The sequence below is a fragment of the Staphylococcus sp. SM3655 genome, from assembly GCF_016917315.1.
GTDB lineage: Bacteria > Bacillota > Bacilli > Staphylococcales > Staphylococcaceae > Staphylococcus > Staphylococcus aureus.
Genome location: NZ_CP070305.1, coordinates 2,091,048 through 2,111,690, shown reverse-complemented (window position 1 = coordinate 2,111,690; position 20,643 = coordinate 2,091,048). Strand labels below are relative to the sequence as shown.

At 30.1% G+C, this 20,643-nt stretch carries 24 protein-coding genes and 1 pseudogene; 4 read left to right on the top strand and 21 right to left on the bottom strand.

From position 1 onward, the window contains the following. Positions 1-22: 22 nt before the first annotated feature. Genes JQN76_RS10405 through JQN76_RS10390 form a run of 4 tightly spaced genes read right to left on the bottom strand, consistent with a single transcriptional unit; the run spans position 23 to position 4,147 of the window. On the bottom strand, positions 23-826 hold the full coding sequence (locus JQN76_RS10405; RefSeq protein ID WP_000186313.1) for a Cof-type HAD-IIB family hydrolase: 804 nt from the start codon (positions 824-826) through the stop codon (positions 23-25). A 57-nt stretch (positions 827-883) separates the two neighbouring features. After that, a complete protein-coding gene (gene thrB / locus JQN76_RS10400; RefSeq protein WP_000073182.1) occupies positions 884-1,798 on the bottom strand; it encodes a homoserine kinase in 915 nt (304 codons plus the stop codon). A gap of 1 nt (position 1,799) precedes the next feature. Next, the gene (gene thrC / locus JQN76_RS10395) at positions 1,800-2,861 is read right to left on the bottom strand and encodes a threonine synthase (RefSeq protein ID WP_001255460.1); all 1,062 of its coding nucleotides are present in this window, start codon (positions 2,859-2,861) and stop codon (positions 1,800-1,802) included. Positions 2,862-2,866: 5 nt separating this feature from the next. Further along, a complete protein-coding gene (locus tag JQN76_RS10390) occupies positions 2,867-4,147 on the bottom strand; it encodes a homoserine dehydrogenase (protein ID WP_000735859.1) in 1,281 nt (426 codons plus the stop codon). A 190-nt stretch (positions 4,148-4,337) separates the two neighbouring features. Between JQN76_RS10390 and JQN76_RS10385 the strand changes: the two genes are divergently transcribed. Next, positions 4,338-5,720: an aspartate kinase gene (locus JQN76_RS10385; RefSeq protein ID WP_000868645.1), complete on the top strand. Its 1,383-nt coding sequence runs from the start codon at positions 4,338-4,340 to the stop codon at positions 5,718-5,720. Positions 5,721-5,773: 53 nt separating this feature from the next. Here JQN76_RS10385 and JQN76_RS10380 read toward each other — a convergent pair whose 3' ends face one another. Further along, positions 5,774-6,349, bottom strand: a complete 576-nt coding sequence (locus tag JQN76_RS10380; protein ID WP_001803470.1) for a hypothetical protein — start codon at positions 6,347-6,349, stop codon at positions 5,774-5,776. Positions 6,350-6,679: 330 nt separating this feature from the next. Between JQN76_RS10380 and JQN76_RS10375 the strand changes: the two genes are divergently transcribed. Beyond that, a complete protein-coding gene (locus JQN76_RS10375; RefSeq protein ID WP_000011823.1) occupies positions 6,680-7,534 on the top strand; it encodes a hypothetical protein in 855 nt (284 codons plus the stop codon). Between the two features lie 142 nt (positions 7,535-7,676). Here JQN76_RS10375 and nucI read toward each other — a convergent pair whose 3' ends face one another. Then, the gene (gene nucI / locus JQN76_RS10370) at positions 7,677-8,210 is read right to left on the bottom strand and encodes a thermonuclease NucI (protein WP_000841351.1); all 534 of its coding nucleotides are present in this window, start codon (positions 8,208-8,210) and stop codon (positions 7,677-7,679) included. A 138-nt stretch (positions 8,211-8,348) separates the two neighbouring features. On the opposite strand from nucI, the gene JQN76_RS10365 reads away from it, so the two are divergent. Continuing rightward, positions 8,349-8,537 carry a hypothetical protein gene (locus JQN76_RS10365; RefSeq protein ID WP_001027143.1) on the top strand — a complete coding sequence of 63 codons (189 nt, stop codon included), beginning with the start codon at positions 8,349-8,351 and terminating at the stop codon, positions 8,535-8,537. 112 nt (positions 8,538-8,649) lie between these two features. Here the strand turns inward: JQN76_RS10365 and JQN76_RS10360 are convergent, their stop codons facing one another. The 6 genes from JQN76_RS10360 to JQN76_RS10335 all read right to left on the bottom strand — a co-directional run bounded on the left by JQN76_RS10360 (position 8,650) and on the right by JQN76_RS10335 (position 13,862). Continuing rightward, positions 8,650-9,252 (bottom strand): response regulator, encoded by a 603-nt coding sequence (locus JQN76_RS10360; RefSeq protein WP_000202390.1) that lies wholly within the window; start codon positions 9,250-9,252, stop codon positions 8,650-8,652. Continuing rightward, a complete protein-coding gene (locus JQN76_RS10355) occupies positions 9,249-10,340 on the bottom strand; it encodes a sensor histidine kinase (RefSeq protein ID WP_000670300.1) in 1,092 nt (363 codons plus the stop codon). The genes JQN76_RS10360 and JQN76_RS10355 overlap by 4 nt, the downstream gene beginning before the upstream one ends. 3 nt (positions 10,341-10,343) lie before the next feature. Continuing rightward, positions 10,344-11,075, bottom strand: coding sequence for an ABC transporter permease (locus tag JQN76_RS10350; RefSeq protein ID WP_000603969.1), 732 nt, complete (start codon positions 11,073-11,075; stop codon positions 10,344-10,346). Then, entirely contained in the window at positions 11,044-11,952 is a 909-nt protein-coding gene (locus JQN76_RS10345; protein WP_000593436.1) for an ABC transporter ATP-binding protein, read from the bottom strand. Before JQN76_RS10345 ends, JQN76_RS10350 begins: the two co-directional genes overlap by 32 nt. 174 nt (positions 11,953-12,126) lie before the next feature. Then, positions 12,127-13,608, bottom strand: a complete 1,482-nt coding sequence (gene cls, locus JQN76_RS10340) for a cardiolipin synthase (protein WP_001270821.1) — start codon at positions 13,606-13,608, stop codon at positions 12,127-12,129. 56 nt (positions 13,609-13,664) lie between these two features. Further along, positions 13,665-13,862 (bottom strand): hypothetical protein, encoded by a 198-nt coding sequence (locus JQN76_RS10335; protein ID WP_000435068.1) that lies wholly within the window; start codon positions 13,860-13,862, stop codon positions 13,665-13,667. Positions 13,863-14,131: 269 nt separating this feature from the next. Between JQN76_RS10335 and JQN76_RS10330 the strand changes: the two genes are divergently transcribed. Continuing rightward, positions 14,132-15,157, top strand: a complete 1,026-nt coding sequence (locus JQN76_RS10330) for a threonine aldolase family protein (protein ID WP_000622698.1) — start codon at positions 14,132-14,134, stop codon at positions 15,155-15,157. A 560-nt stretch (positions 15,158-15,717) separates the two neighbouring features. Here JQN76_RS10330 and JQN76_RS10325 read toward each other — a convergent pair. The 9 genes and pseudogenes from JQN76_RS10325 to JQN76_RS10295 all read right to left on the bottom strand — a co-directional run bounded on the left by JQN76_RS10325 (position 15,718) and on the right by JQN76_RS10295 (position 20,635). Then, positions 15,718-15,912: a hypothetical protein gene (locus JQN76_RS10325; RefSeq protein WP_001217295.1), complete on the bottom strand. Its 195-nt coding sequence runs from the start codon at positions 15,910-15,912 to the stop codon at positions 15,718-15,720. A 10-nt stretch (positions 15,913-15,922) separates the two neighbouring features. Continuing rightward, positions 15,923-16,570: pseudogene (locus JQN76_RS10320) on the bottom strand (minor capsid protein); the annotation flags it as partial. Positions 16,571-16,640: 70 nt separating this feature from the next. Continuing rightward, a complete protein-coding gene (locus JQN76_RS14265; protein ID WP_000027399.1) occupies positions 16,641-16,763 on the bottom strand; it encodes a hypothetical protein in 123 nt (40 codons plus the stop codon). 12 nt (positions 16,764-16,775) lie between these two features. Continuing rightward, a complete protein-coding gene (locus JQN76_RS10315) occupies positions 16,776-17,045 on the bottom strand; it encodes a hypothetical protein (RefSeq protein WP_001641468.1) in 270 nt (89 codons plus the stop codon). A gap of 119 nt (positions 17,046-17,164) precedes the next feature. Continuing rightward, complete coding sequence (locus tag JQN76_RS10310; protein WP_001566611.1) at positions 17,165-17,377, bottom strand: hypothetical protein; 213 nt, start codon at positions 17,375-17,377, stop codon at positions 17,165-17,167. Further along, positions 17,344-17,472 carry a hypothetical protein gene (locus JQN76_RS10305; RefSeq protein ID WP_031835011.1) on the bottom strand — a complete coding sequence of 43 codons (129 nt, stop codon included), beginning with the start codon at positions 17,470-17,472 and terminating at the stop codon, positions 17,344-17,346. The genes JQN76_RS10310 and JQN76_RS10305 overlap by 34 nt, the downstream gene beginning before the upstream one ends. A gap of 64 nt (positions 17,473-17,536) precedes the next feature. Next, positions 17,537-17,659 (bottom strand): hypothetical protein, encoded by a 123-nt coding sequence (locus tag JQN76_RS14260; RefSeq protein ID WP_000273438.1) that lies wholly within the window; start codon positions 17,657-17,659, stop codon positions 17,537-17,539. A 5-nt stretch (positions 17,660-17,664) separates the two neighbouring features. Beyond that, on the bottom strand, positions 17,665-19,197 hold the full coding sequence (locus tag JQN76_RS10300) for a phage head morphogenesis protein (RefSeq protein WP_001836893.1): 1,533 nt from the start codon (positions 19,195-19,197) through the stop codon (positions 17,665-17,667). Continuing rightward, positions 19,187-20,635 (bottom strand): phage portal protein, encoded by a 1,449-nt coding sequence (locus JQN76_RS10295; RefSeq protein WP_000158568.1) that lies wholly within the window; start codon positions 20,633-20,635, stop codon positions 19,187-19,189. The genes JQN76_RS10300 and JQN76_RS10295 overlap by 11 nt, the downstream gene beginning before the upstream one ends. Positions 20,636-20,643: the final 8 nt, after the last annotated feature.

Below are 20,643 nucleotides of genomic sequence, written 5' to 3'. Positions count from 1 at the left end.
GTGTTAAGGCTTATTTTAAAATTTATAACAATTTTTTGAGCGCATGTGGAATACCATTTTCATTATGATCCAACGTAACTTCATTTGCATATTGCTTAAGTTCATCTGATGCATTCCCCATAGCAATAGCTAGACCTGCGACTTCAAACATTGATTTATCATTCATACTATCACCAAAAGCAATGACTTGATCCACCGAATATCCCAATTTGTGACATAACGCTTTAATTGCATTACCTTTTGAAACGTCTTTGGCCATAAATTCTAAGAAGAATGGCTTACTTGTCGTAGCATCTACATTATCATTGAACACACCATTCAAATCAATTCTAGCTTCTGTAATATTCGCTACATAATCTACACCCATGACCTTGGGTACATCGCCTTGAATATACGCTTTGATATCATCAACACGTTTCATCGGTAAACCTGTTAATTCTGCTTCAATATTCATATACTCATGTTCGCTGTCGTAAATAATTTGACCATCATGATATGTAAGAACGAAAAAGCCTCTATCTCGACAATAATCTACAATTTCATCGAAATCTTGCTTACCAATCGATTTACTTACTTCTACTTCTTCATTAGTCATGTTAATCGTTTTACTACCGTTATAACTAATAATATAGCTATGATGTTCAGGTAATTTTAAATCTCTAGCAGTTGGAATCATACCTTCAGTAGGTCTACCAGATGCTAAAACAACATAATAACCTTCATCTTGAATTGCTGTTAAATAATTTGCAGTTTCTTCTGATATCACATTATCTGAATTTAGCAATGTGTCATCCATATCTAAAACGACAACTTTATAATTTGTCATATCGCATTAAATCTCCTCTCTATTCTGCATTTAATACTATTTTACAATATAAAGCGTCTATTGGTATACAATTCGTTCTTTAACACCACTGATATTAATATCGACCAATTCAGAATGGCATGATACTACCTGACTATTTAAAGAGCGAACCAATTCCCCACTATTTTCTTTACGACTAAATATTAAAATAGTTGGTCCAGCACCACTAATTACAGTTGCATAGGCATTATGTTGAATAGCAATTGTTTTCACTTCATCAAATTCAGCAATTAAATGCTGACGATACGGTTCATGAAAGCCATCTTGTTGCATGAGTTTACCTGCTAATTCATAATTGTGCTGTGCTAATGCACAAATCATTGTATTACTAATTGCACTACTTTTAACCGCTTCACTATGTGTTAATTTTTGTGGTAAAGCACGTCTTGATGCTTCTGTTTTTAGTTCATAAGTTGGTATCGTTACAATCACATCCACGTCTGGTATGTCGATATGTGCAACTGACGTTTCTTTCGAGACATCATTATAATATCCAGCGATTAAACCACCATAAATGGTCGGCGCAACATTATCAGGATGTCCTTCGATTTCAGTCGCTAATTGTAATACCTCATGTTTAGACAGTTGGATATCACCAAAATAATTTGCGATATATATAGCTCCTACTAAAGCAGAAGCTGACGAACCTAACCCTCTTGCCAATGGAATATCACTTCTCATTTCGATACATAAATTAGGCAAGTCAACACTATATTTAGAAGCAACTTGTTGTGCTACATGATAAATAAAGTTTGTTTCGTCAGTAGGCAATTGCTTAGATGCATCATCATGGAAAATATATTCCCATTTTGTCCCTGATGTTTCCTTTACAGACAGATGCAAAAATTTATCTAAAGCCATACCTATAGAATCAAAGCCAACTCCAAGGTTGGCTGTTGATGCAGGAATTGTTAACTCCAAAACATTCGACATGTTATAAAGCTCCTTTAATATAATCGATAATGCTATCTTTATCATTTGGCAATGGCTTTATCGGATTATCTAGTAGTGAAATAGCAGTATCAGGATCTTTTAATCCATTACCAGTTAAAATAGCAACTACTTTTTTACCTTGAGGTAATTTACCTTGTCTATGCAATTTAATTAAACCTGCAATAGAAGCATTACTCGCTGGTTCACTAAAGACACCTTCTTTAGTTGTCATTAACTGATATGCTTCTAGAATTTCATCATCAGTAACACTATCTATTAATCCATTTGATTCTTTAAGAGCATTAGTCGCCTTATCCCAACTAGCAGGATTACCAATTCGAATAGCAGTTGCAATCGTTTCAGGATTTTTAATGACTTTATTTTGAACAATTGGTGATGCGCCTTCAGCTTGGAAGCCAAACATTTTCGGCAATTGTGAACCTTTAGCTTCATGATATTCTTTAAAGCCTTTCCAATATGCAGTAATATTACCTGCATTACCTACAGGAATCGCTAAAATATCAGGTGCTTCACCGTCTAATTGTTGTACAATTTCAAATGAGCCTGTCTTTTGCCCTTCGATTCTAAATGGATTGACAGAGTTTACAAGCTCTATTTCGCCACTTTTTGCAATTTCTTTTACAATTTCTAAAGCTTCATCAAAGTTTCCTTCAATAGAAACGATTTCTGCACCATACATTACTGCTTGCGACAATTTACCTAATGCAATTTTACCTTCTGGTATTACGACGATAGCTTTTAAACCTGCTCTCGCTGCATATGCTGCTGCAGACGCTGATGTATTTCCAGTCGAAGCGCATATTACAATTTTCTTACCTTGCTCTTTTGCTTTTGTCACAGCCATTACCATACCGCGATCTTTAAATGAACCTGTCGGATTGGCACCTTCATACTTCACATATAAATCTATACCTAGTATTTTAGACATATTTTCACAATGAATGAGTGGTGTATTTCCCTCGTTCAATGTTAATTTTGGTGTATTTTCATTTACTGGTAAATGTGCTTTAAACTCTTCTACTAATCCTTGCCATCTTCTCATTATAATTAAACTCCTTCTACTGGGTATACTTTGTCAACTTCGTATCCATGCTTAGTGATTAATTCTTCCGGTGATGATTCCAATCCAACTATAACAGCGGCATATGATTGATTATCGTAATTTGCAACTCTTAATGATCGGTGAAATGGTAATATTGCCTTTAACTCATTTTCAAAATTTTCAATTGAACCTTTGACATGATTCACTACTACAAAGAAATTGGATTTTTCTTTAATATTAATTTCTGCATCTGAATCCATCATTTCCCGTGTTTTATCTGTCTTTATTTCAAAATGTGGTGGCAATGTGTGTAAATCTGATTCAAAGAATAATGCTACATTCAATAAATCACTGACAACGGCACTACCTGTTGCTAAACTGCCTGCTCCTTTTCCATAAAACATCGTGTCACCAACGGCATCACCAATGACATAAATCGCGTTATATTCATCCTCTACAGCTGCTAATTGATGCTTTTTATCAATTAACGTTGGTTCTACCGATGCATTAACTTTGCCATTTTCATATATTCCCTTACCAATCAATTTAATTTTATACCCCAGTTGATCGGCTACATTAATATCAGTTAAAGTTACGCCACTAATTCCTCTTCGTTTAACGTCGTTTAATTTAATGACTTGGTTAAATGATAAATATGATGTAATGACAACTTTACGCGCTGCATCTACCCCTTCTACATCATCAGTTGGATCCGCTTCAGCAAAACCAAGTCTTTTCGCTTCATCAAGTGCTTCCTCAAATGTCGTTTGCTCTTTAGTCATTTTAGATAAAATAAAATTAGAGGTACCATTTAAAATTCCCATAAATTTTGAAATATTATTCGCATTCAAACCATTATTTATGGCATTTACGATCGGAATACCACCTGCTACACTCGCTTCAAACTTTAAAGCTACACCATTTTCTTCTGCTAAATCTTCTAAAAGTTTAAGATGTACTGCTAATAAATCTTTATTTGCGGTAATAACATGTTTTTTATTTTTAAGTGCTGTTCTTAACCAATCTACAGTTGGTTCAATTCCTCCCATGACTTCAACGATAATATCTAATGAATCATCATTTAAAATTTCATTAACATCTTCAGTTAAATGATATTGGCTAATATTTAGCGGTCTCTTTTTAGATTTATCTCGAACAAGAATATGCTTTATGACAATATCTTTATTTAATGTATCTTGAATTTGCTGTCGGTTCTCTTCGATGATTTTAACAACACCAGATCCGACAGTACCTAATCCTAATAATGCTATATTTAATTTTTTCATTTTATGTACCTCCGTTTGTGCTTTTGAGAAAAACAAATGTATTATTGAAAAACACTAGATGATAGTATAGTATAGAATTATTCTTTATTTTTGTAAAGTTCGTAATATTCAAAATATAAATACATAATATCATTCTTACTTACAAAACTGAATACAATTTTCTGATTTTTTAGAAAGGTTGGCATGCACTATGAAAGTTTCCAAATTCGGTGGTAGCTCCGTCTCCAATGCTACTCAAATTAAAAAGGTTTTAAATATTGTTAATTCTGATCCAGAGCGAAAGATTGTTATCGTTTCTGCTCCAGGTAAAAGACATGATAATGATATTAAAACAACTGATTTGTTAATCAGATTATATGAAAAGGTCATTAATCATCTTGATTATCATGATAAAAAAAGAGAAATTATTCAGCGTTATGATGATATTGTAAAAGAATTGCAAATGGATGAAAGTATTTTACGGACGATAGATGTGACTTTGGAACATTATATTAATCAATTAAAAAATGAACCAAAGAGACTATTAGATGCATTACTTTCTTGTGGTGAAGATTTTAATGCGCAATTGATAGCTTTATATAATAATAGTCAAGGTATACCAACAAAATATATATCACCGAAGGAAGCGGGTATTTTTGTTACTGACGTCCCACAAGAAGCACAAATATTAGATAGTGCTTACTCTGAAATTAAAAAATTAAGAGATTATGATGAGAAACTAATTATCCCAGGATTTTTCGGCGTATCTCATGAAGGATATATAGTTACATTTCCACGTGGCGGATCAGATATAACTGGCGCCATCATATCAAGTGGTGTTAGAGCTACAATTTATGAAAATTTCACCGATGTGTCTGGTATTTATAAAGCTAATCCAAATATCATCAAAGATCCTGAATTAATCGAAGAAATCACTTATCGAGAAATGCGTGAATTATCTTATGCTGGTTTTAGTGTTTTCCATGATGAAGCCTTACAACCACTTTATAAAGATCGCATCCCTGTGGTGATTAAAAATACGAACCGCCCTCAAGATAAAGGTACATTTATAGTGCATGATAGAGAAATAAATGCGAAAAATGTGATTAGCGGTATAAGTTGTGATAAAGATTTTACCGTTATTAATATCAAAAAGTATTTAATGAATAGACAAGTCGGGTTTACTAGAAAGATATTAGGTGTCTTAGAGGATAATAATATTTCATTTGATCATATGCCTTCAGGTATTGATACTATCAGTATCGTTATGCGTTCAAAACAAATTCAAAATAAAGAAACAAAAGTATTAAATGAAATTCGTCAAAAATGTGATGTTGATGAGCTAAGTATTGAGCATGATTTAGCAATATTAATGATTGTCGGCGAAGGTATGAATAAAGTCATCGGTACTGCAAATAAAATTACACATGCCTTAGCTGAATCAAAAATTAACTTAAAAATGATTAACCAAGGTGCTTCGGAAATCTCGATGATGTTTGGAATTCATGTAGATGATGCTGAAAAAGCTGTATTATCTACATATGAGTTTTGCTATCACGGGGTTGCATTAAAAAACTTGTGTGATAAAAACTAATATAAAAGCAATTCGTAACACATGTATTCAACTGCGTTATGAATTGCTTTTTCTTAATTATTTATTGTTCTCTGGATTGCATCCTTAATACGTTGCTCACCTACTACAAATTTTAAAATAAAAAATTGATAGTAGCTTAATGCATCTATGACTCGTTTATAATTGGAATAATGATGATACTGATGGTGTTGCATTAGATCATACATTAGAACGATCTCCGGTTTAATATAATCCACATCCCAATTTAAACTATGGAAGTATATGTTACTCTTAGGTATACGTATATTCGGATCCAATCTAAAAATCCATTCATCGTTTACTACATCATAAACGAAAATACTCATTATTGTTGTATCATCATATTGCACATAAACTTTTGCAATTTTTGAAAGTGATAAATCTTCTTTAGCTATTGCTTGATCTTGCTTATCTATGTATAGTAACGCATATGATTGCGGAATAACTTTCACAATATCACTTAAACGCTTACGTTCCACGCATATTTCAACAATAGAAGGTAATTTTAATTCATCATTTAAGAAAAGCTGCATGGCAACTTCACCGTGAAATTTAAATAATTGCGATGATGTTTTCATTAAATTGTCCACTAATTGTTCTTTAGCATTCATTTCATTCACTCTCAAATACACCTCCTAAGCAAGCGCTTTCACAAATATCATTATACATTTTAAAATTAATGAATTCAATCTTCAAAATACTATGAGTGACCTAATTCTGTCATTTAAATGACCGTTATAACATAAATTCGACATAAACTTGAATTCACGAATCTTTCACGTCATATTCATTGAACATCAATATCTGTCAGTTTATAATTTGATTATAACAATGATGAACTAAAATCAACTAATAAAAATGTGGGAAATTGAATAACAATTAATCTTTATTAATTATTATTGTATACAAAGTTAAAGAAGTCAAAAAGGATTGGTGAAAAAATGTCTTTTTATGTTGTACTTATCATTATCATTGTAGCATTAATTGGTATATTAGTTTTAAATCAAAGGTATAGTAATAGTAAAATAGATACCGAAGTTTATGCAAGAAAGCAACTTATTAAAAAGAACAAAGCATTAAGTGCAGAAAATGCTGAATTAAGAAGTCAAATGCTGAGTTCTAATAATGATGTTGGCCACCATGCATACAAAAATGCTAAAAGAGAATTACGCAAGATTTTAGATAGCTATCTCGAAAATGGTAAATTAAAATATTACGATATTATCGTTACAAGCAATTTAGCTACTAAACATCCGTTTTTCGAGTATGCACGTTCATTTGATTTTATCATTGTTTCAGATATCGGTTTAATAAACGTTGATGTAAAAAGCTGGGGTGAAAAAACATTTTATCACTTTGATGTACCTGATGAGCATGATACAGAAATAAGCAATAGTAATATTGAAAAAGTTGTCGGTCATTACATTAGCCAGCAATATCATGATCAGTTTAATTCATCAAGAAAGTCTATCTATACTTTTACAGAAACAGTTCAACCAAATCGTGTTATTTATGATTTTTATGATTATGATCCGTATCAATTAGCAGCAAATAATGCGAAAGCATTAAAGGATCATATTGAACAAAACTTTAACTTTAAAGTCCAAAGTACCGGTGTTATTTACTTTAGTGATGGTACAGTTAATATCATTCAAGGTTCTGAAGAAAGAGATAAATATGTTGATACAGTTTCAACAAAATCTTCGTTACGACGTATTATTAGCGAAGCCATAGAGCTATCTAAACACCCTTTAAATAAAGAACAGGTTGATCAAATCACAGCTATATTCAAGTAAAATCAAAGGCATAATAATCCATTACGCTCGATACGCACTATGGTTATTATGCCTTTAAATTATTTCTATATATAAATTTATGGTAATAATAAATCGATGCTTCAAGTATATTTTACTTTAATATATATAATCACCTATTTAATTATTTACTCCAAATATTTAATTTCTGTTGTTTAGCTTTATTTTGTGCTTCTATAAATACATTTCTATATTTGCCATTTGGTGAAAAATACTTCTCTCTAGCAAGTCCCTTTTCCACTAATTCCTTATTGTACATACGATCTTTACTTATCCATACATACGCCAATGTTCTACCATAGCGATCTTGTTTTTCTTTATCATATTCTAAATAAACATCTTGATTTGTTAATGTCTTCTTACTATAATTTGATGCTTCTTTGCCAAATGGTTGTACAGGCGTATTCGGTTTCACCGTTTCTGGCGTATCAACCCCTATAAGCCTAACTTTAATTTCTTTACCATTTTGATTTGCAATAAATGTATCACCATCCACAACTCTTTGAACATGTACTTTATCTTTACCATTTAAATCTTGTACAGTTTCATGATTCGTCCCCTTTTTGAAAGGACCCGTATGATTCATAAATTGAAATGCTAATACACCTACAATAATGATGGCTACCACAATCATAGCAAGCGATTTATTTGACTTCATATTGCCACCTACTTCTCTTTTTTCATTCCGATTAATCATATAAAAGTTAAGAAATATCGTCAATAGCCATATCTACATATTTCAATATTTTGGAAAGCTATAGCATGATATAATGTTATTGTTAAGGAGTGAAAATAAATGAACATTTCAAATGAAAATACAGTCACATTAATTGCAGTAATTATCGCAATTATCATTGGTATTTTCCTACAAATATTTTTCAAATTACCATTAATAGTGACGGCAGTACTATCTATTTTATTGGGTATCTTTGTAGGCTTTATCGTTTACTTGATTGTTTCGTTTTATAATAAGCGAAAAAATTAGTTAACAAATCTAAATTGCGAGTACCAAAATAAAAGTATTGAGTAAGATTTTGATTATTGACTCACTTTCCAAGTCTCTTAAATCAAAACACTCAATACTTTTTTGTTTGTATTTAGATCCAGCCTTTTTCATTTGCCTTTTTCCAAGCATCAAAACGATTATCTGCAAATAATTTATCAATTATAACAGATGTATAATTTCTAACTGTTCCATCTGTCAAAAATAATTTTTCACTTATTTCTTTACTACTTAAACCATTGCCAATTTCCCTTAATACAATTTGTTCTTTGGGCGTTAATGGGTTTTTATCTACAAAAAATGAAGTCATCAATGTGGCGCTATATTCTTTCTCTCCGTTATTTACTTTATTAATGGTTTCCACCAATTCTTCTATAGAACGTTCTTTTAAAACATATGCATCCACATCATTCACAACTGCTTTTTCAAAGTATCCCGGTCTTTTAAAAGTTGTTACAATAATCACTTTAATATTCAAATGCTTTTTTCTAATTTCCGCTAAAACTTCAAGTCCAGTCATGCCTGGCATTTCTATATCTAAAATAACAACGTTAGGATTATATTCTTCAATAAGTTTCATTGCATCGAGACCATTATCAGTATCTGCTAAAATTTCAAAATCACCATGTAGTTTAATTAATTGAACCATTGCCTGTCGTAACATATTTTGATCTTCTGCAATAATTAAAGATGTCATGCTATTCCTCCTGTTGAGATTTCAATGATTATTTTAGTTCCATTTGTTGAGTCGACTGCTAAAGTTCCATTTAAATGTTGTACACGCTGTGAAATACTTTTCACCTCACAATCACTATCGATACCTTTGCCATCATCTTCAATCATAAGCAGTAATTTATGATTGTTTACAGTTTTTAATTTACCATGAACTTTTGAAGCATTTGCATGTTTAATAACATTATTTATCGCTTCACGCGTAATCATAACTAACATAGATTGTTTAGTAGGACTTAATACTTGCGCTAATTCTTTATTTTCAAATGTAAAATCAATATCAGCATCTTTTAAAACTTTACGTATACTATCAATCTCTTCAATAAATGATGGTAATTTTACATCATCAATAATTTCTCGAACTTTGTTCAATGATTCACGAGATAATTTATTAATTGCTAATAATTCAGCTTTTACTTTTTCTACATCAGCATCTATTAGTTTATAAGCTAATTCTGATTTTAATGATAAACTTGCAAACACATGCCCTAACGTATCATGTAAGTCTTGACCAATTCTATGTCGCTCTTGTTCAGCAATTAATGTATTAATATGTCTATTTTTTTCTGCTATTTCTTTTTGATATTCACGGTTTTTCATTTTTTTAAAATTATCTAGCATTATTAACGATATAACGACATAATAAACCATCATTGCAACAAAATAGTTGTTATACAATAAGTACGTTATTATTGTACATATAATCATTGTTAGTATGAAAAGATTAGTTGCCGTTTTTTTAACATTATTTTTAAAAGTAAATGGAACGGCAAAAGCACTATAAAAGAAAAACAAACTTAGCATTGGATGTACACTGAAAACAAAATAACAAATAATAAAATAATGAATAATCAACAAAATGTAAAACATTAATGTATTAAGTCTATTATTTACTATAACTAATATAAGATACGACAACGAAAAGACAATGACTGATATAATATACAACCATTTGGGACCATATACTTCATTAAAAAATATACCGGCAATAGGAAAAATCAGATAAAGTATAGACGATATTTCAGCAATTGAAGTATCTTTTAAAAATTTCATATTTTATTCCGCCCTTTTAAAATGACTAATACAATATACTGCTAATATACTCCCTAAAGCATACAAGAGTATTATAGCAAATGATATTAAATTGATATGATGATTTGAAGCAATATCTACACCTAGTTTACGCAAATGATAGCTCGGTAAAACATGAGCAACATGTTGAAGCCAATTTGGAAATGTGTTTATCGGAAACCACAATCCACCTAATACTGCTAAACCAATTGTTACGATATTAGCTAAAGCACTTGTTTTTTGAATATCATTTAACAAAGAAAATAATATGCCAAAAGTTATTAATAGAGACGCACCTAACCATAAAAATATTCCTGACTCTAACCATTGAACTGCACTCATTGCAACACCTTTATAAAAATGTCCAACCATAAAAATAACTAATATCGCTATTGCAAATTGCAGCATAGTTTTCACTACTTTTGAAATATAATAACTAGTAAAAGTAAATGGTGTTACCATTAATCTTTGGCGCCATTCATTTTGTTTTTCATTAATAATATCTAATGGAAAAGTTAGTAAACTAAAACTTAACAAACTATAAACCGTCATACTATACATATACTCTTTATAAAATTTAGGTTTAACATCTTCCGGCAATTCCAATATCGAAGTAAATAATATATAGAATATAACAGGAAATAAAATAGATAATATTAATGTTGTTTTTTTACGCATTATAACTTTAAATTCGATTTTCAAGTAACTTAGTATCATAATTAGATCCCCTTTGCTTTTTATTGTTGAAGTATGAATCAACAATTGAGACTTTTTGTATTTCAATATCATCCAAATTAATATGAAGTTGTTGAAGATATAAAATCGTATCATTTACATTTGAAGTAATAATTTTGATAGTGCCATTATGATTTTTTTGAATAACTAAATCATCTTTATCTAGTTTTAACTTTCTTATATATTCATCGGATAACGTAATCTGAGATTGCTGATTGGTTCTAATATGTGACGTTGAATCATTAAGTATTATTTCTCCATTTTCAATGAGAATAATTTTGTCTGACATACGTTCGACTTCTTCAATATAGTGCGATGTATAGAGTATCGTTCGATTATCTTCTTTTAAATTTTCAATAATTGACCAAAAATATTCTCTAATTTCTATATCCATAGTCGATGTTGGTTCATCTAATAAGATCAATTGTGGTTGTCCGATTAAAGATAATACAAAATCGAGTAATCGTTGTTGACCACCAGAAAGTTTATTTACAAATTGGTTCAGTTGACTAGAATCAAATTTCGTCAGTTCTATTATTTCTTCCAATGGTAATGGATTTTCGTAAAATGATTGATATAAGTTGATAATCTCAATAACTTTTAATTGATCTGGAAACATCGTTTTTTGGAACATTATACTGCGATTTTCACTTTGTAATAACTTGTCTTTATCAAATATCTCACCAGAATTAGCATTAACATTACCAATTAATATATCAATTAACGTTGACTTTCCAGCACCATTTTTTCCAATTAAAGCGATACATTTACCTTGTTCAATATCGAACGAAATATTTTTTAGAACACATCTTTTATTAAATGACTTGTTGATATTAGATATTTGAATCAATTTAATCACCTCTATTTTTTCCTTAATTTAATATTAGTAAATTTATTAGATTTAAAATAGAACACTTTGTCATAGATTTGAAATGACAAATGTCATTATTAGGTTCACATAATATATTTATCGTTATTTTAATTTTGGGCAAAATAAAAAGAGCCTCTATAATCGAGACTCCTTACAAATAAATTATAAAATTGGCGAAACTAATTTAGCTAACGATTCTTTAAACTTAACAGACAGCGGTCTATTGGCATATGATTCTTTGGTTAGTTGTTTTGATTTTGTAATATCATGTTCATAAGCCACCCTTAAATCTTTAGCAAGCTTTTCATCATATACAAAAGCATTGACTTCGAAATTCAATTCAAAACTTCTAAAGTCCATATTAGCAGTTCCGACTGAAACCATTTCATCATCTATTAAACACATTTTAGAATGTATAAATCCATTTTCATACGTGTAAATTTTTACGCCACTAGATAGTAAATCTGAAGCATTTGAATATGTCGCCCAATAAACTAAAGGATGATCTGGCTTACATGGAATCATTAGATGAACATCTACCCCTGATTTAGCTGCAATTTTAATGGCATTTATATATGAGTTATCCGGAATGAAATAAGGCGATTGCAAATATACCGACTTCTTAGCGCTCATAATCATTTTTGTATAACCATATTCAATTTGATGCCAGTCACTAGCCGGACCACTTGCAGCTATTTGAATTGGTGAATTGCCCAATGGTCCGTTCTTTTTAGGGAAATACTTAACATCATATTCAAACTGTGGACGGTGCGCTTGCGAATTCCAGTCTAAAATAAATCGCAACTGCAGTGCATCAACCGCATCCCCTTGTATACGTAAATGCGTATCTCTCCAATACCCTAGTTTACCTAATCCTAGATATTCATCACCAATGTTAAATCCTCCGACATAACCTAGTTGACCATCGATTACGATGATTTTTCTATGATTTCTGTTATTCATTCTGAAATTCAATAACGGTAATTTAGAAGCAAAAAATGCTTCAACTTCTCCACCTAACGATTTAAAATGATCAAAATTAGCCATCTTAACTTTCTTTGAACCAACGTCATCATATAAAATTTTCACTTCTAGACCTTGTTTCAATTTCTCTTCTAACGCTTTTAAAATTCTTTGGCCCAAGCCATCTAGAGCGAATGTATAATACTCTAAATGGATGTATTCTTTAGCATTTTTAATATCTTGTAAAACTTGATCATATAAATCATTTCCATCAATGAAATGATCAACTTTATTATTTTCAGTTAAAAAACCATCTTGATCCATCAAAAGCATACGTACTAAATCATGATGTTTTTGAACTTGTTTGTTATCAGTACCATAATTACCTTTATCAAAGCTTTCTATTTGTTGTTTTAAAAGTCCATCGAAATCCGTTAACACGTTACCATTGTTTTTATTCAATTTACGTGCCGAAACGGTTCTACCAAAAAACAAGTAAAGAATAAAACCAATCAATGGTAAGACAAAAAGTACAAATAGCCATGCCCAAGTTGAACTCGCTGTACGTCTATTTCTTTCTAAAAAGATAATAATAAAAGCCAATACTAAATTAATGATGAATCCAATGGCTAAAATAATGGTAAAAAGTGTTCCTAAATCATTTGAAAATGTATATCGCATAGTCTTTTCTCCTATAAAGAAAGGCACAAAAAACATTTTGCACCTTTCACATCATATTATTTATTCACAGATAAAGTTAAAATTGCATTGAATTCTTCTTCATTATTTGGGAATGTTCTTTCTTCTATTTCTTTAATAGTAATATTTACTAATTTTAAATTTGTAGCTTCTTCAGAACTTAAAAAAGCATTAATGTTTTTTTCTAATAACTCTAAAGTCTCAGCTGTAAAAGTTTTAAGTTTAATTTGTTCCATTTAAATCCCCTCTTTTCTCTATTTCCTAAATCATAGAACTTTTAACAGTAAAATTCAATCATTAATATATGTGTTCCAGCATGAAAAGTCGCTATGATTAAAAATTAATTAATTTTCTTAATGTATTGTTTGATGTATAATATATTTATTCAACTTCGCGATAATGCGATACAAACTTTAACAATTCACAATACATTTTAAATATCGAACTAGTTTTGAAATTAGTTTATCTTATTAAAATGCTGATATTAGTTTTAGGGGGAAATGTAGTGATCTCATTTGAAAATGATTATTTAGAAGGTGCTCATGAAAAAGTATTAAAACGATTAGTAGATACAAATCTTGTACAAGCTTCGGGATATGGCTTTGATCAATTCACAGCTCAGGCAATTGAAAAGATTAAAGATACAATTGATTGTCCAAATGCTACTATCCGTTTTTTAGTAGGTGGAACGCAAACCAATCAGGTTGTTATTAATTCAATGTTAGAAAGTTACGAAGGGGTTATTTCAGCAGACACTGGTCATGTTGCTGTGCATGAGGGCGGTGCAATTGAATATAGTGGACATAAAGTAATTACTATACCCTCTAAGGAAGGAAAAGTTAGTGCTTCAGATGTTGAAACTTACATGGAGACATTTAAAAGTGATTTTAAAAAGGACCATATGGTATTCCCAGGAATGGTATATATTTCTCATCCTACAGAATATGGCACATTATACTCTAAATCAGAATTGGAAGAGTTATGCAAAGTATGTAAGCAATATCAGCTTCCATTATTTATGGATGGTGCACGATTAGGGTATGGATTGATGAGTGATCAATCAGATATGACTATTAAAGACATCGCTAAATATTGTGATGTATTTTATATAGGTGGTACGAAGATAGGTGCATTATGCGGAGAAGCAATTGTTTTTACGAAGAATAATGAACCGAAACAATTTACCACTCGAATCAAACATCACGGTGCACTTTTAGCAAAAGGACGGTTAACAGGCATACAATTTTTAGAATTATTTACGGATAATTTATATTTTAATATAAGCAGACATGCTATCGAAATGGCAAATAAGATGAAAGACGGGTTTATAAATAAAGGCTATCGTCTTTACTTTGATTCTCCAACCAATCAACAATTTTTTATTTTAAGTAACGAGAAAATAGCAGAGTTAGAACAAAAAGTTAAATTTGCTGTTTGGGAAAAATACGATGATCAACATCGTGTTGTTAGATTCGCAACCAGCTGGGCGACAACCGAAGAAAATTTAAATAAACTATTAGAATTAATCTAATAATGCTGTTATATTTCGTCTGGCAAATCATTTATTAATTAAGCCAGTTCAGTTGAGTAGTTGTGTTTATTGATTTATATATGAAACTACTCATTTGAAGCCGTTGATGTTATAAAATTACATCATTCCAAAACAAGATACTACAGATTATTGAGTATCTTGTTTTATTTTATATATTTAAAAATGTTAATTTGTGCTGTATTTACTTTAATTTGACGAGATTTGAAAAGTATTATGATGGTTGTAGTTATTTTATGAAAGTGATGTAATATCATTTGAATTACTAAATCTATTTTGGTAGGAATATCGATGTTTAGTTTAAATGGAATGCACTATTTAAGTTTTTAATATGGAGATGTTTGTGACATTTCGATGATTAAGATTTTTATAGGTGTGCATCTTTACAAATAAACTTTGTGTTTAAAATTGAACTTAGGAAATCGATAGGTTTAGATGAAGATTTTGTTGAAGGTATGTGTCTTGTATCCTTAGTTGTTATAAAAGCGCAAAAAATGGCATCACTTTATCTTTATCTGTGTAGAAAGGATGCTATTTAGAAATTATTTTAATAATCTAATACTTTTTATCTCAGTTTCATCAAACGAATAAACAGCAAAATCAGTCTGTATATCTACAACAAGATTTCCTGTTTCACTCTCAAATTCATTTTCATAGTCAGTTACAAACCCTTCGTATTCTTCATTATTCAAAAGCGTGATAATAACATCTTTACGATATGCATCTTCAATTCTCAATACTTTTCACCTACTTATCAATATAAGGTACTATATGAGCACCTGTCTTCGAATAATGCACTTTTCCTTTTCTGGTTTCAATATACACATTATCGATATGTACTTTTCCAATAATTTGATTAAAATTAATAATCTCTTTCATATCAAATAGCTCATCACTTAATATTAGATTGCCTGTTGACATTTTTTCTCTTAACAATTCATTCAATAAATCTATAGAAAGTATTGTATAGCTAGGCAATTTCTTATTATTTAAAATGGCTCTTTTTTTATTTTCATTATATAGATGATGACCTAACATATGTCCATTTTGTTTTTCACAATTTATTTCTATTTTCATTTTACAACTTTCAATCATTTCTTTCATCTGGTTTTTAGCTTTTTCTTGTAATTTAGCTTCTTTTACTTCTACCTGATATTTACCTTCACGCTCTTTAAAGAACTTGTCTCGCCAACTGCCAACATGTGGCACTGTGGTACTTCTACACTAAGGATGCATAGGTGGCGCATTCACACCTGGTATCATATCTTTAACTTTAAATATTTTTCCGTTGAGTGAATGACATAATTTAGATGTTTTACTATCTATTTTGGCAACATATTTATATTCGCCATCTTCACCAAGTTCTTTTAAATATGTTAACTTTTGTGATTCTGCATTTTCAGTAAATAGTTAAAAAAGCGTATAAAAATAGCACCACCTTCTCTTTATCTGTGTAGAAAGGATGCTATTGATATTTAGACTTTGATTGATTAATTTCTTTTTCTAATTCTTCTTTCTTCGATAATTCATCCATATGCTTAAAAAAATCTTCTATAGAAATGTAACCATCTAATTGTTGAATTGACATAATGTATTACTCCTATTTGTCCTTTCGTTTTATATATGTTTTATTATAAAGTTGCTTTAGAATATTATCAACTATCGCTTCATTATTTCTCATAGTTATAGATTGTTTTATATCTTTCATAATTTTATAAACTTGAGACTGATTATATAATGAAGTTTTACTTATATGTTTTACTACACTATAGTTAGTAACAATAGTCGTTGTTTGGATAGATTTATTTCCAATAAACATCTTTAAACCATTCAATGAAAATCCTGATTGTCCAGGATGGTTATGTAACATAACAATTGAATTCGGTTTACTGTTAAATAATAATTCGGTTGCTTGTTACCCTGGCACAAAAGATACACTATCTTGATCGCCATATACTTTTGTAACTTTAGCACCTTTTAATAAATAAGCTACTTCATTTTAGCTAACTTCTCAGCTTCTTGAACCGCATCTTTAATACGTTCATCTGATTTTTTGCGTTCTCTAGCTATACGCTCTTTAATCAATTGTGATACTTCTTCTTGAGAAAATGTTTTCTCATTCTGTTGTGATTGTTCATCACTGTTGTCTAGTTGCTCTTCGTTCTGAGTTACGTCAGTAATATTACTTTCATTTTTCTCCATGAGACATACCTCCGTTTATAGTCTGTCGACTGATATTCCATACTTGCTTTTAAAATGTCATCAGCACGTTTTGGACAATAAAAAATAACCTTCACATTGGAAGGTTAAAAAAGTGTATAAAAATAGCACCACTTTCTCTTTATCTGTGTAGAAAGGATGCTATTTTTCTAATTTTTGTTCTTTATTCTTATTTTCTAATTCTATTGCTTTCTTGTATTCTTTATCCAATAATTCTTGTGACTGTTTATTAGTTATTTCACCATCTAACTGTGCAAAATACATTTTAATCACCTAACTTTATATATTATGTTACCACTATTATATAATCTCTTTAGAATCATATCAATATCCTTATGATTGAATTTTTTTATATTCTTATTTTTATTATATTTTTTAATACAATCAATACAAGTTGATTTGCAATATTCTTTTGTCTTAGTTAAGTACTTTGTTTGACCTTTATTTGTAACAATTGTCAGTGTTTTAATAGAATTATTAAATATAAATAAATACAAGTCTGTAAGAGAAAAACTAGACTGCCCAGGATGGTTATGTAACATAACAATTGAATTCGGTTTACTGTTAAATAATAATTCGGTTGCTTTTTCCCCTGGTACAAAGGATACACTATCTTGATCACCATATACTTTTGTAACTTTACCATCTTTTAATAAATAAGCTACTTCATTGCTATCATTATTTTCTTTGGCATCTTTAAGCAAGGCTTTATGTTGTTCTTGTATAAATTGATTTTCTTCTTTGGTATGTGTTGGAATATCAACATATCTGACTTTATCAATTGCTTGATCAGTAATATATATTTTCTTTCCTAATACTTTAGCTTGTTGTAATTCATCTTTAGTTGTGTCATCTTCTACTTGATATTTACCTTCACGCTCTTTAAAGAACTTGTCTCGCCAATTGCCGACATATGGCACTGTGGTACTTCTGCACCAAGGATGCATAGGTGGCGCATTCACACCTGGTATCATATCTTTAACTTTAAATATTTTTCCGTTGAGTGAATGACATAATTTAGATGTTTTACTATCTATTTTGGCAACATATTTATATTCGCCATCTTCACCTAAATCTTTAAGATAAGCTATCTTTTGTGATTCTGTTTGTACACGTGCTGATTCGGTTACTAACAATCTACTGGCGTTATAAGAAGTAGAATTGGTTTGCTTTTTAAACTCAGAAACAAATTCATTAGGATGTCGACCTCGAATAACGACATGACTTGTTACCCTCTCAACTTCCTTTTGAACAAGTTCCATATCATTCCATAATCTAGTAGACCATTTAGCACCTTTGAAATTACTATTAACAACTGCTTTCACTTCAGTGTCATCAATTTGAACATGTTCACCTAGAATATGTGCTTGTCTCTTTACTTCTCTATTAACTGCGTCACTTAGCTTATCCTCAATTTTATTTTGAAGGTTTAAACTAGTATCTTTCACAATCAAATCTAGCTGCTGCTTTAACAGTTTTTCTCTAGAGATTTTCATCGTTAAGTTGTATTGTTTGAGCGATTGATTCGCCTCTTCACTGAAATCTTTACGCTCAACAAATTGTTTCGCTTTGTTACTAAATGCTAGTACATCAAATGAATCAGCCATTTTCTTAACTTCTTGAATACTCAGTCCAGTATCTTTGGCATATTTTGCATAAAAGGCTAATAATTCTTTTGTAATTTCAGCATACATCAATAGAATGATACGTTCAATTTCAATTATTGCTTGTGCATCAACTAAAGATTCAGCGTCCATGACGTTTTTAGCACGTTCTAGCCAATATTTTAAATTATCTGACATTTATATCAGTCATTTCATTTTCGTGGCTAAATGGTGCCTTAAATGATGAATTATCACTAATTTTTTTTACCTTATTTTGTTCATCTTCCATTTTCTTGATTTCTTCAAGTGGATTATCAATAATTGGTAACAATTTCAATCTGGTTTGTTCAGATACTCCACCATTTAATGAATTAAAAGCTTCAATTGATTCATTTAAAGACTTAGGTAAATTAGGAGTAAAAGTAATATCAATGGTTGAATAATCATACTTATGTACACCAGTTAAATTAAGAATATGGAATAATAGTTTATATCTTTTCATTAAACCTTTTTTAAACAAACGTTCTTTAATAGCTCTAACTTGTTCTAAACCAAACAATTTATATTTCATTGATTCACCAGATTGAACTCCACTGAAATTCTCATCGCTTAAATCAGGCGTATTCGTATATTTGTGAATATCTTTTTGTAATCTAGTTTTATATGCTTCTGAGCCATTAACATCATATTGTTTATAAATGTACTTAACATCTGCATTACCTTCTGAACCATTGACATTGATACTTGGTTTGACATGAACCATATTAGCTTGTCGAAACTTCTTAGCTTCATCACCATCTATTTCAATATTTCCAACGATAGCTAACATGGCATCATTTAAATCGGTCATATAATTAGCAGTATCTGATTGTGCTTGATCATACAAATCAATTAAAGAAATGACATTTTCAAAGTCACCTTGTTTAAATTGATCGTTTAAATATTCAATGATTGGCACATCATTATAGTAATGAGGTATTTCATCGATAGAATTGAAAGAACCGCCTCTTACTTCGATGTAATAAATTTTATTTGTTGTATATATTTCAATTTTCTGTATTGGTGTATTGTCAAAATCTTTAACATTAAAGTATCTAACACCTGCTATCATATTTTTATCTAGTGAAGTGTCATATACAACAAATGTACTTTTACTATCTAATAATTTGAATGTATCTTTATCATCAGTATCTCTATAAACAATTTCATACGCTCGACCATAAATAGATAGATTAAAAGCTAAATCACTATTTGTAGCATCTGCATCATTGATTTTATTAAGGTCAACTAATTTTTCATTTGTGATTTCGTCTTTATGTGTAATTGTTATAGGATTACCAGTTAAATAACCGACTATAAAGCGTGTGACATACTTAGCATAATTATGTACTGCTCTATGGTCAGCTTTATCACTATAATCATTTATTCTTCGGTTATCAGTTAAAATATCTGTATTCCTATTCAAATAATAATCTTCTAACATTTCTAATCTTGGTACTTGTTCAGTTTTATGCTTACTTATCAAACTAAGTAATACTTCTTCTTTTAATAACTGTTCTACATTACTGATTAAAAAATCATTATTTGCTGTTTTAGAGAACTTTGTGTTGTTAATTTCTTGGGTGTAAATCGTCATCAGTTCAC

What these genes read in the sequence shown, in the direction of transcription:
- JQN76_RS10405 (WP_000186313.1), bottom strand. Translation starts at nt 826, where the DNA reads ATGACAAATTATAAAGTTGTCGTTTTAGATATGGATGACACATTGCTA.
- thrB (WP_000073182.1), bottom strand. Translation starts at nt 1,798, where the DNA reads ATGTCGAATGTTTTGGAGTTAACAATTCCTGCATCAACAGCCAACCTT.
- thrC (WP_001255460.1), bottom strand. Translation starts at nt 2,861, where the DNA reads ATGAGAAGATGGCAAGGATTAGTAGAAGAGTTTAAAGCACATTTACCA.
- JQN76_RS10390 (WP_000735859.1), bottom strand. Translation starts at nt 4,147, where the DNA reads ATGAAAAAATTAAATATAGCATTATTAGGATTAGGTACTGTCGGATCT.
- JQN76_RS10385 (WP_000868645.1), top strand. Translation starts at nt 4,338, where the DNA reads ATGAAAGTTTCCAAATTCGGTGGTAGCTCCGTCTCCAATGCTACTCAA.
- JQN76_RS10380 (WP_001803470.1), bottom strand. Translation starts at nt 6,349, where the DNA reads ATGAATGCTAAAGAACAATTAGTGGACAATTTAATGAAAACATCATCG.
- JQN76_RS10375 (WP_000011823.1), top strand. Translation starts at nt 6,680, where the DNA reads ATGTCTTTTTATGTTGTACTTATCATTATCATTGTAGCATTAATTGGT.
- nucI (WP_000841351.1), bottom strand. Translation starts at nt 8,210, where the DNA reads ATGAAGTCAAATAAATCGCTTGCTATGATTGTGGTAGCCATCATTATT.
- JQN76_RS10365 (WP_001027143.1), top strand. Translation starts at nt 8,349, where the DNA reads ATGAACATTTCAAATGAAAATACAGTCACATTAATTGCAGTAATTATC.
- JQN76_RS10360 (WP_000202390.1), bottom strand. Translation starts at nt 9,252, where the DNA reads ATGACATCTTTAATTATTGCAGAAGATCAAAATATGTTACGACAGGCA.
- JQN76_RS10355 (WP_000670300.1), bottom strand. Translation starts at nt 10,340, where the DNA reads ATGAAATTTTTAAAAGATACTTCAATTGCTGAAATATCGTCTATACTT.
- JQN76_RS10350 (WP_000603969.1), bottom strand. Translation starts at nt 11,075, where the DNA reads ATGATACTAAGTTACTTGAAAATCGAATTTAAAGTTATAATGCGTAAA.
- cls (WP_001270821.1), bottom strand. Translation starts at nt 13,608, where the DNA reads ATGCGATATACATTTTCAAATGATTTAGGAACACTTTTTACCATTATT.
- JQN76_RS10335 (WP_000435068.1), bottom strand. Translation starts at nt 13,862, where the DNA reads ATGGAACAAATTAAACTTAAAACTTTTACAGCTGAGACTTTAGAGTTA.
- JQN76_RS14265 (WP_000027399.1), bottom strand. Translation starts at nt 16,763, where the DNA reads ATGTCAATTCAACAATTAGATGGTTACATTTCTATAGAAGATTTTTTT.
- JQN76_RS10315 (WP_001641468.1), bottom strand. Translation starts at nt 17,045, where the DNA reads ATGTTACATAACCATCCTGGACAATCAGGATTTTCATTGAATGGTTTA.
- JQN76_RS10310 (WP_001566611.1), bottom strand. Translation starts at nt 17,377, where the DNA reads ATGGAGAAAAATGAAAGTAATATTACTGACGTAACTCAGAACGAAGAG.
- JQN76_RS14260 (WP_000273438.1), bottom strand. Translation starts at nt 17,659, where the DNA reads ATGTATTTTGCACAGTTAGATGGTGAAATAACTAATAAACAGTCACAA.
- JQN76_RS10300 (WP_001836893.1), bottom strand. Translation starts at nt 19,197, where the DNA reads ATGTCAGATAATTTAAAATATTGGCTAGAACGTGCTAAAAACGTCATG.
- JQN76_RS10295 (WP_000158568.1), bottom strand. Translation starts at nt 20,635, where the DNA reads ATGACGATTTACACCCAAGAAATTAACAACACAAAGTTCTCTAAAACA.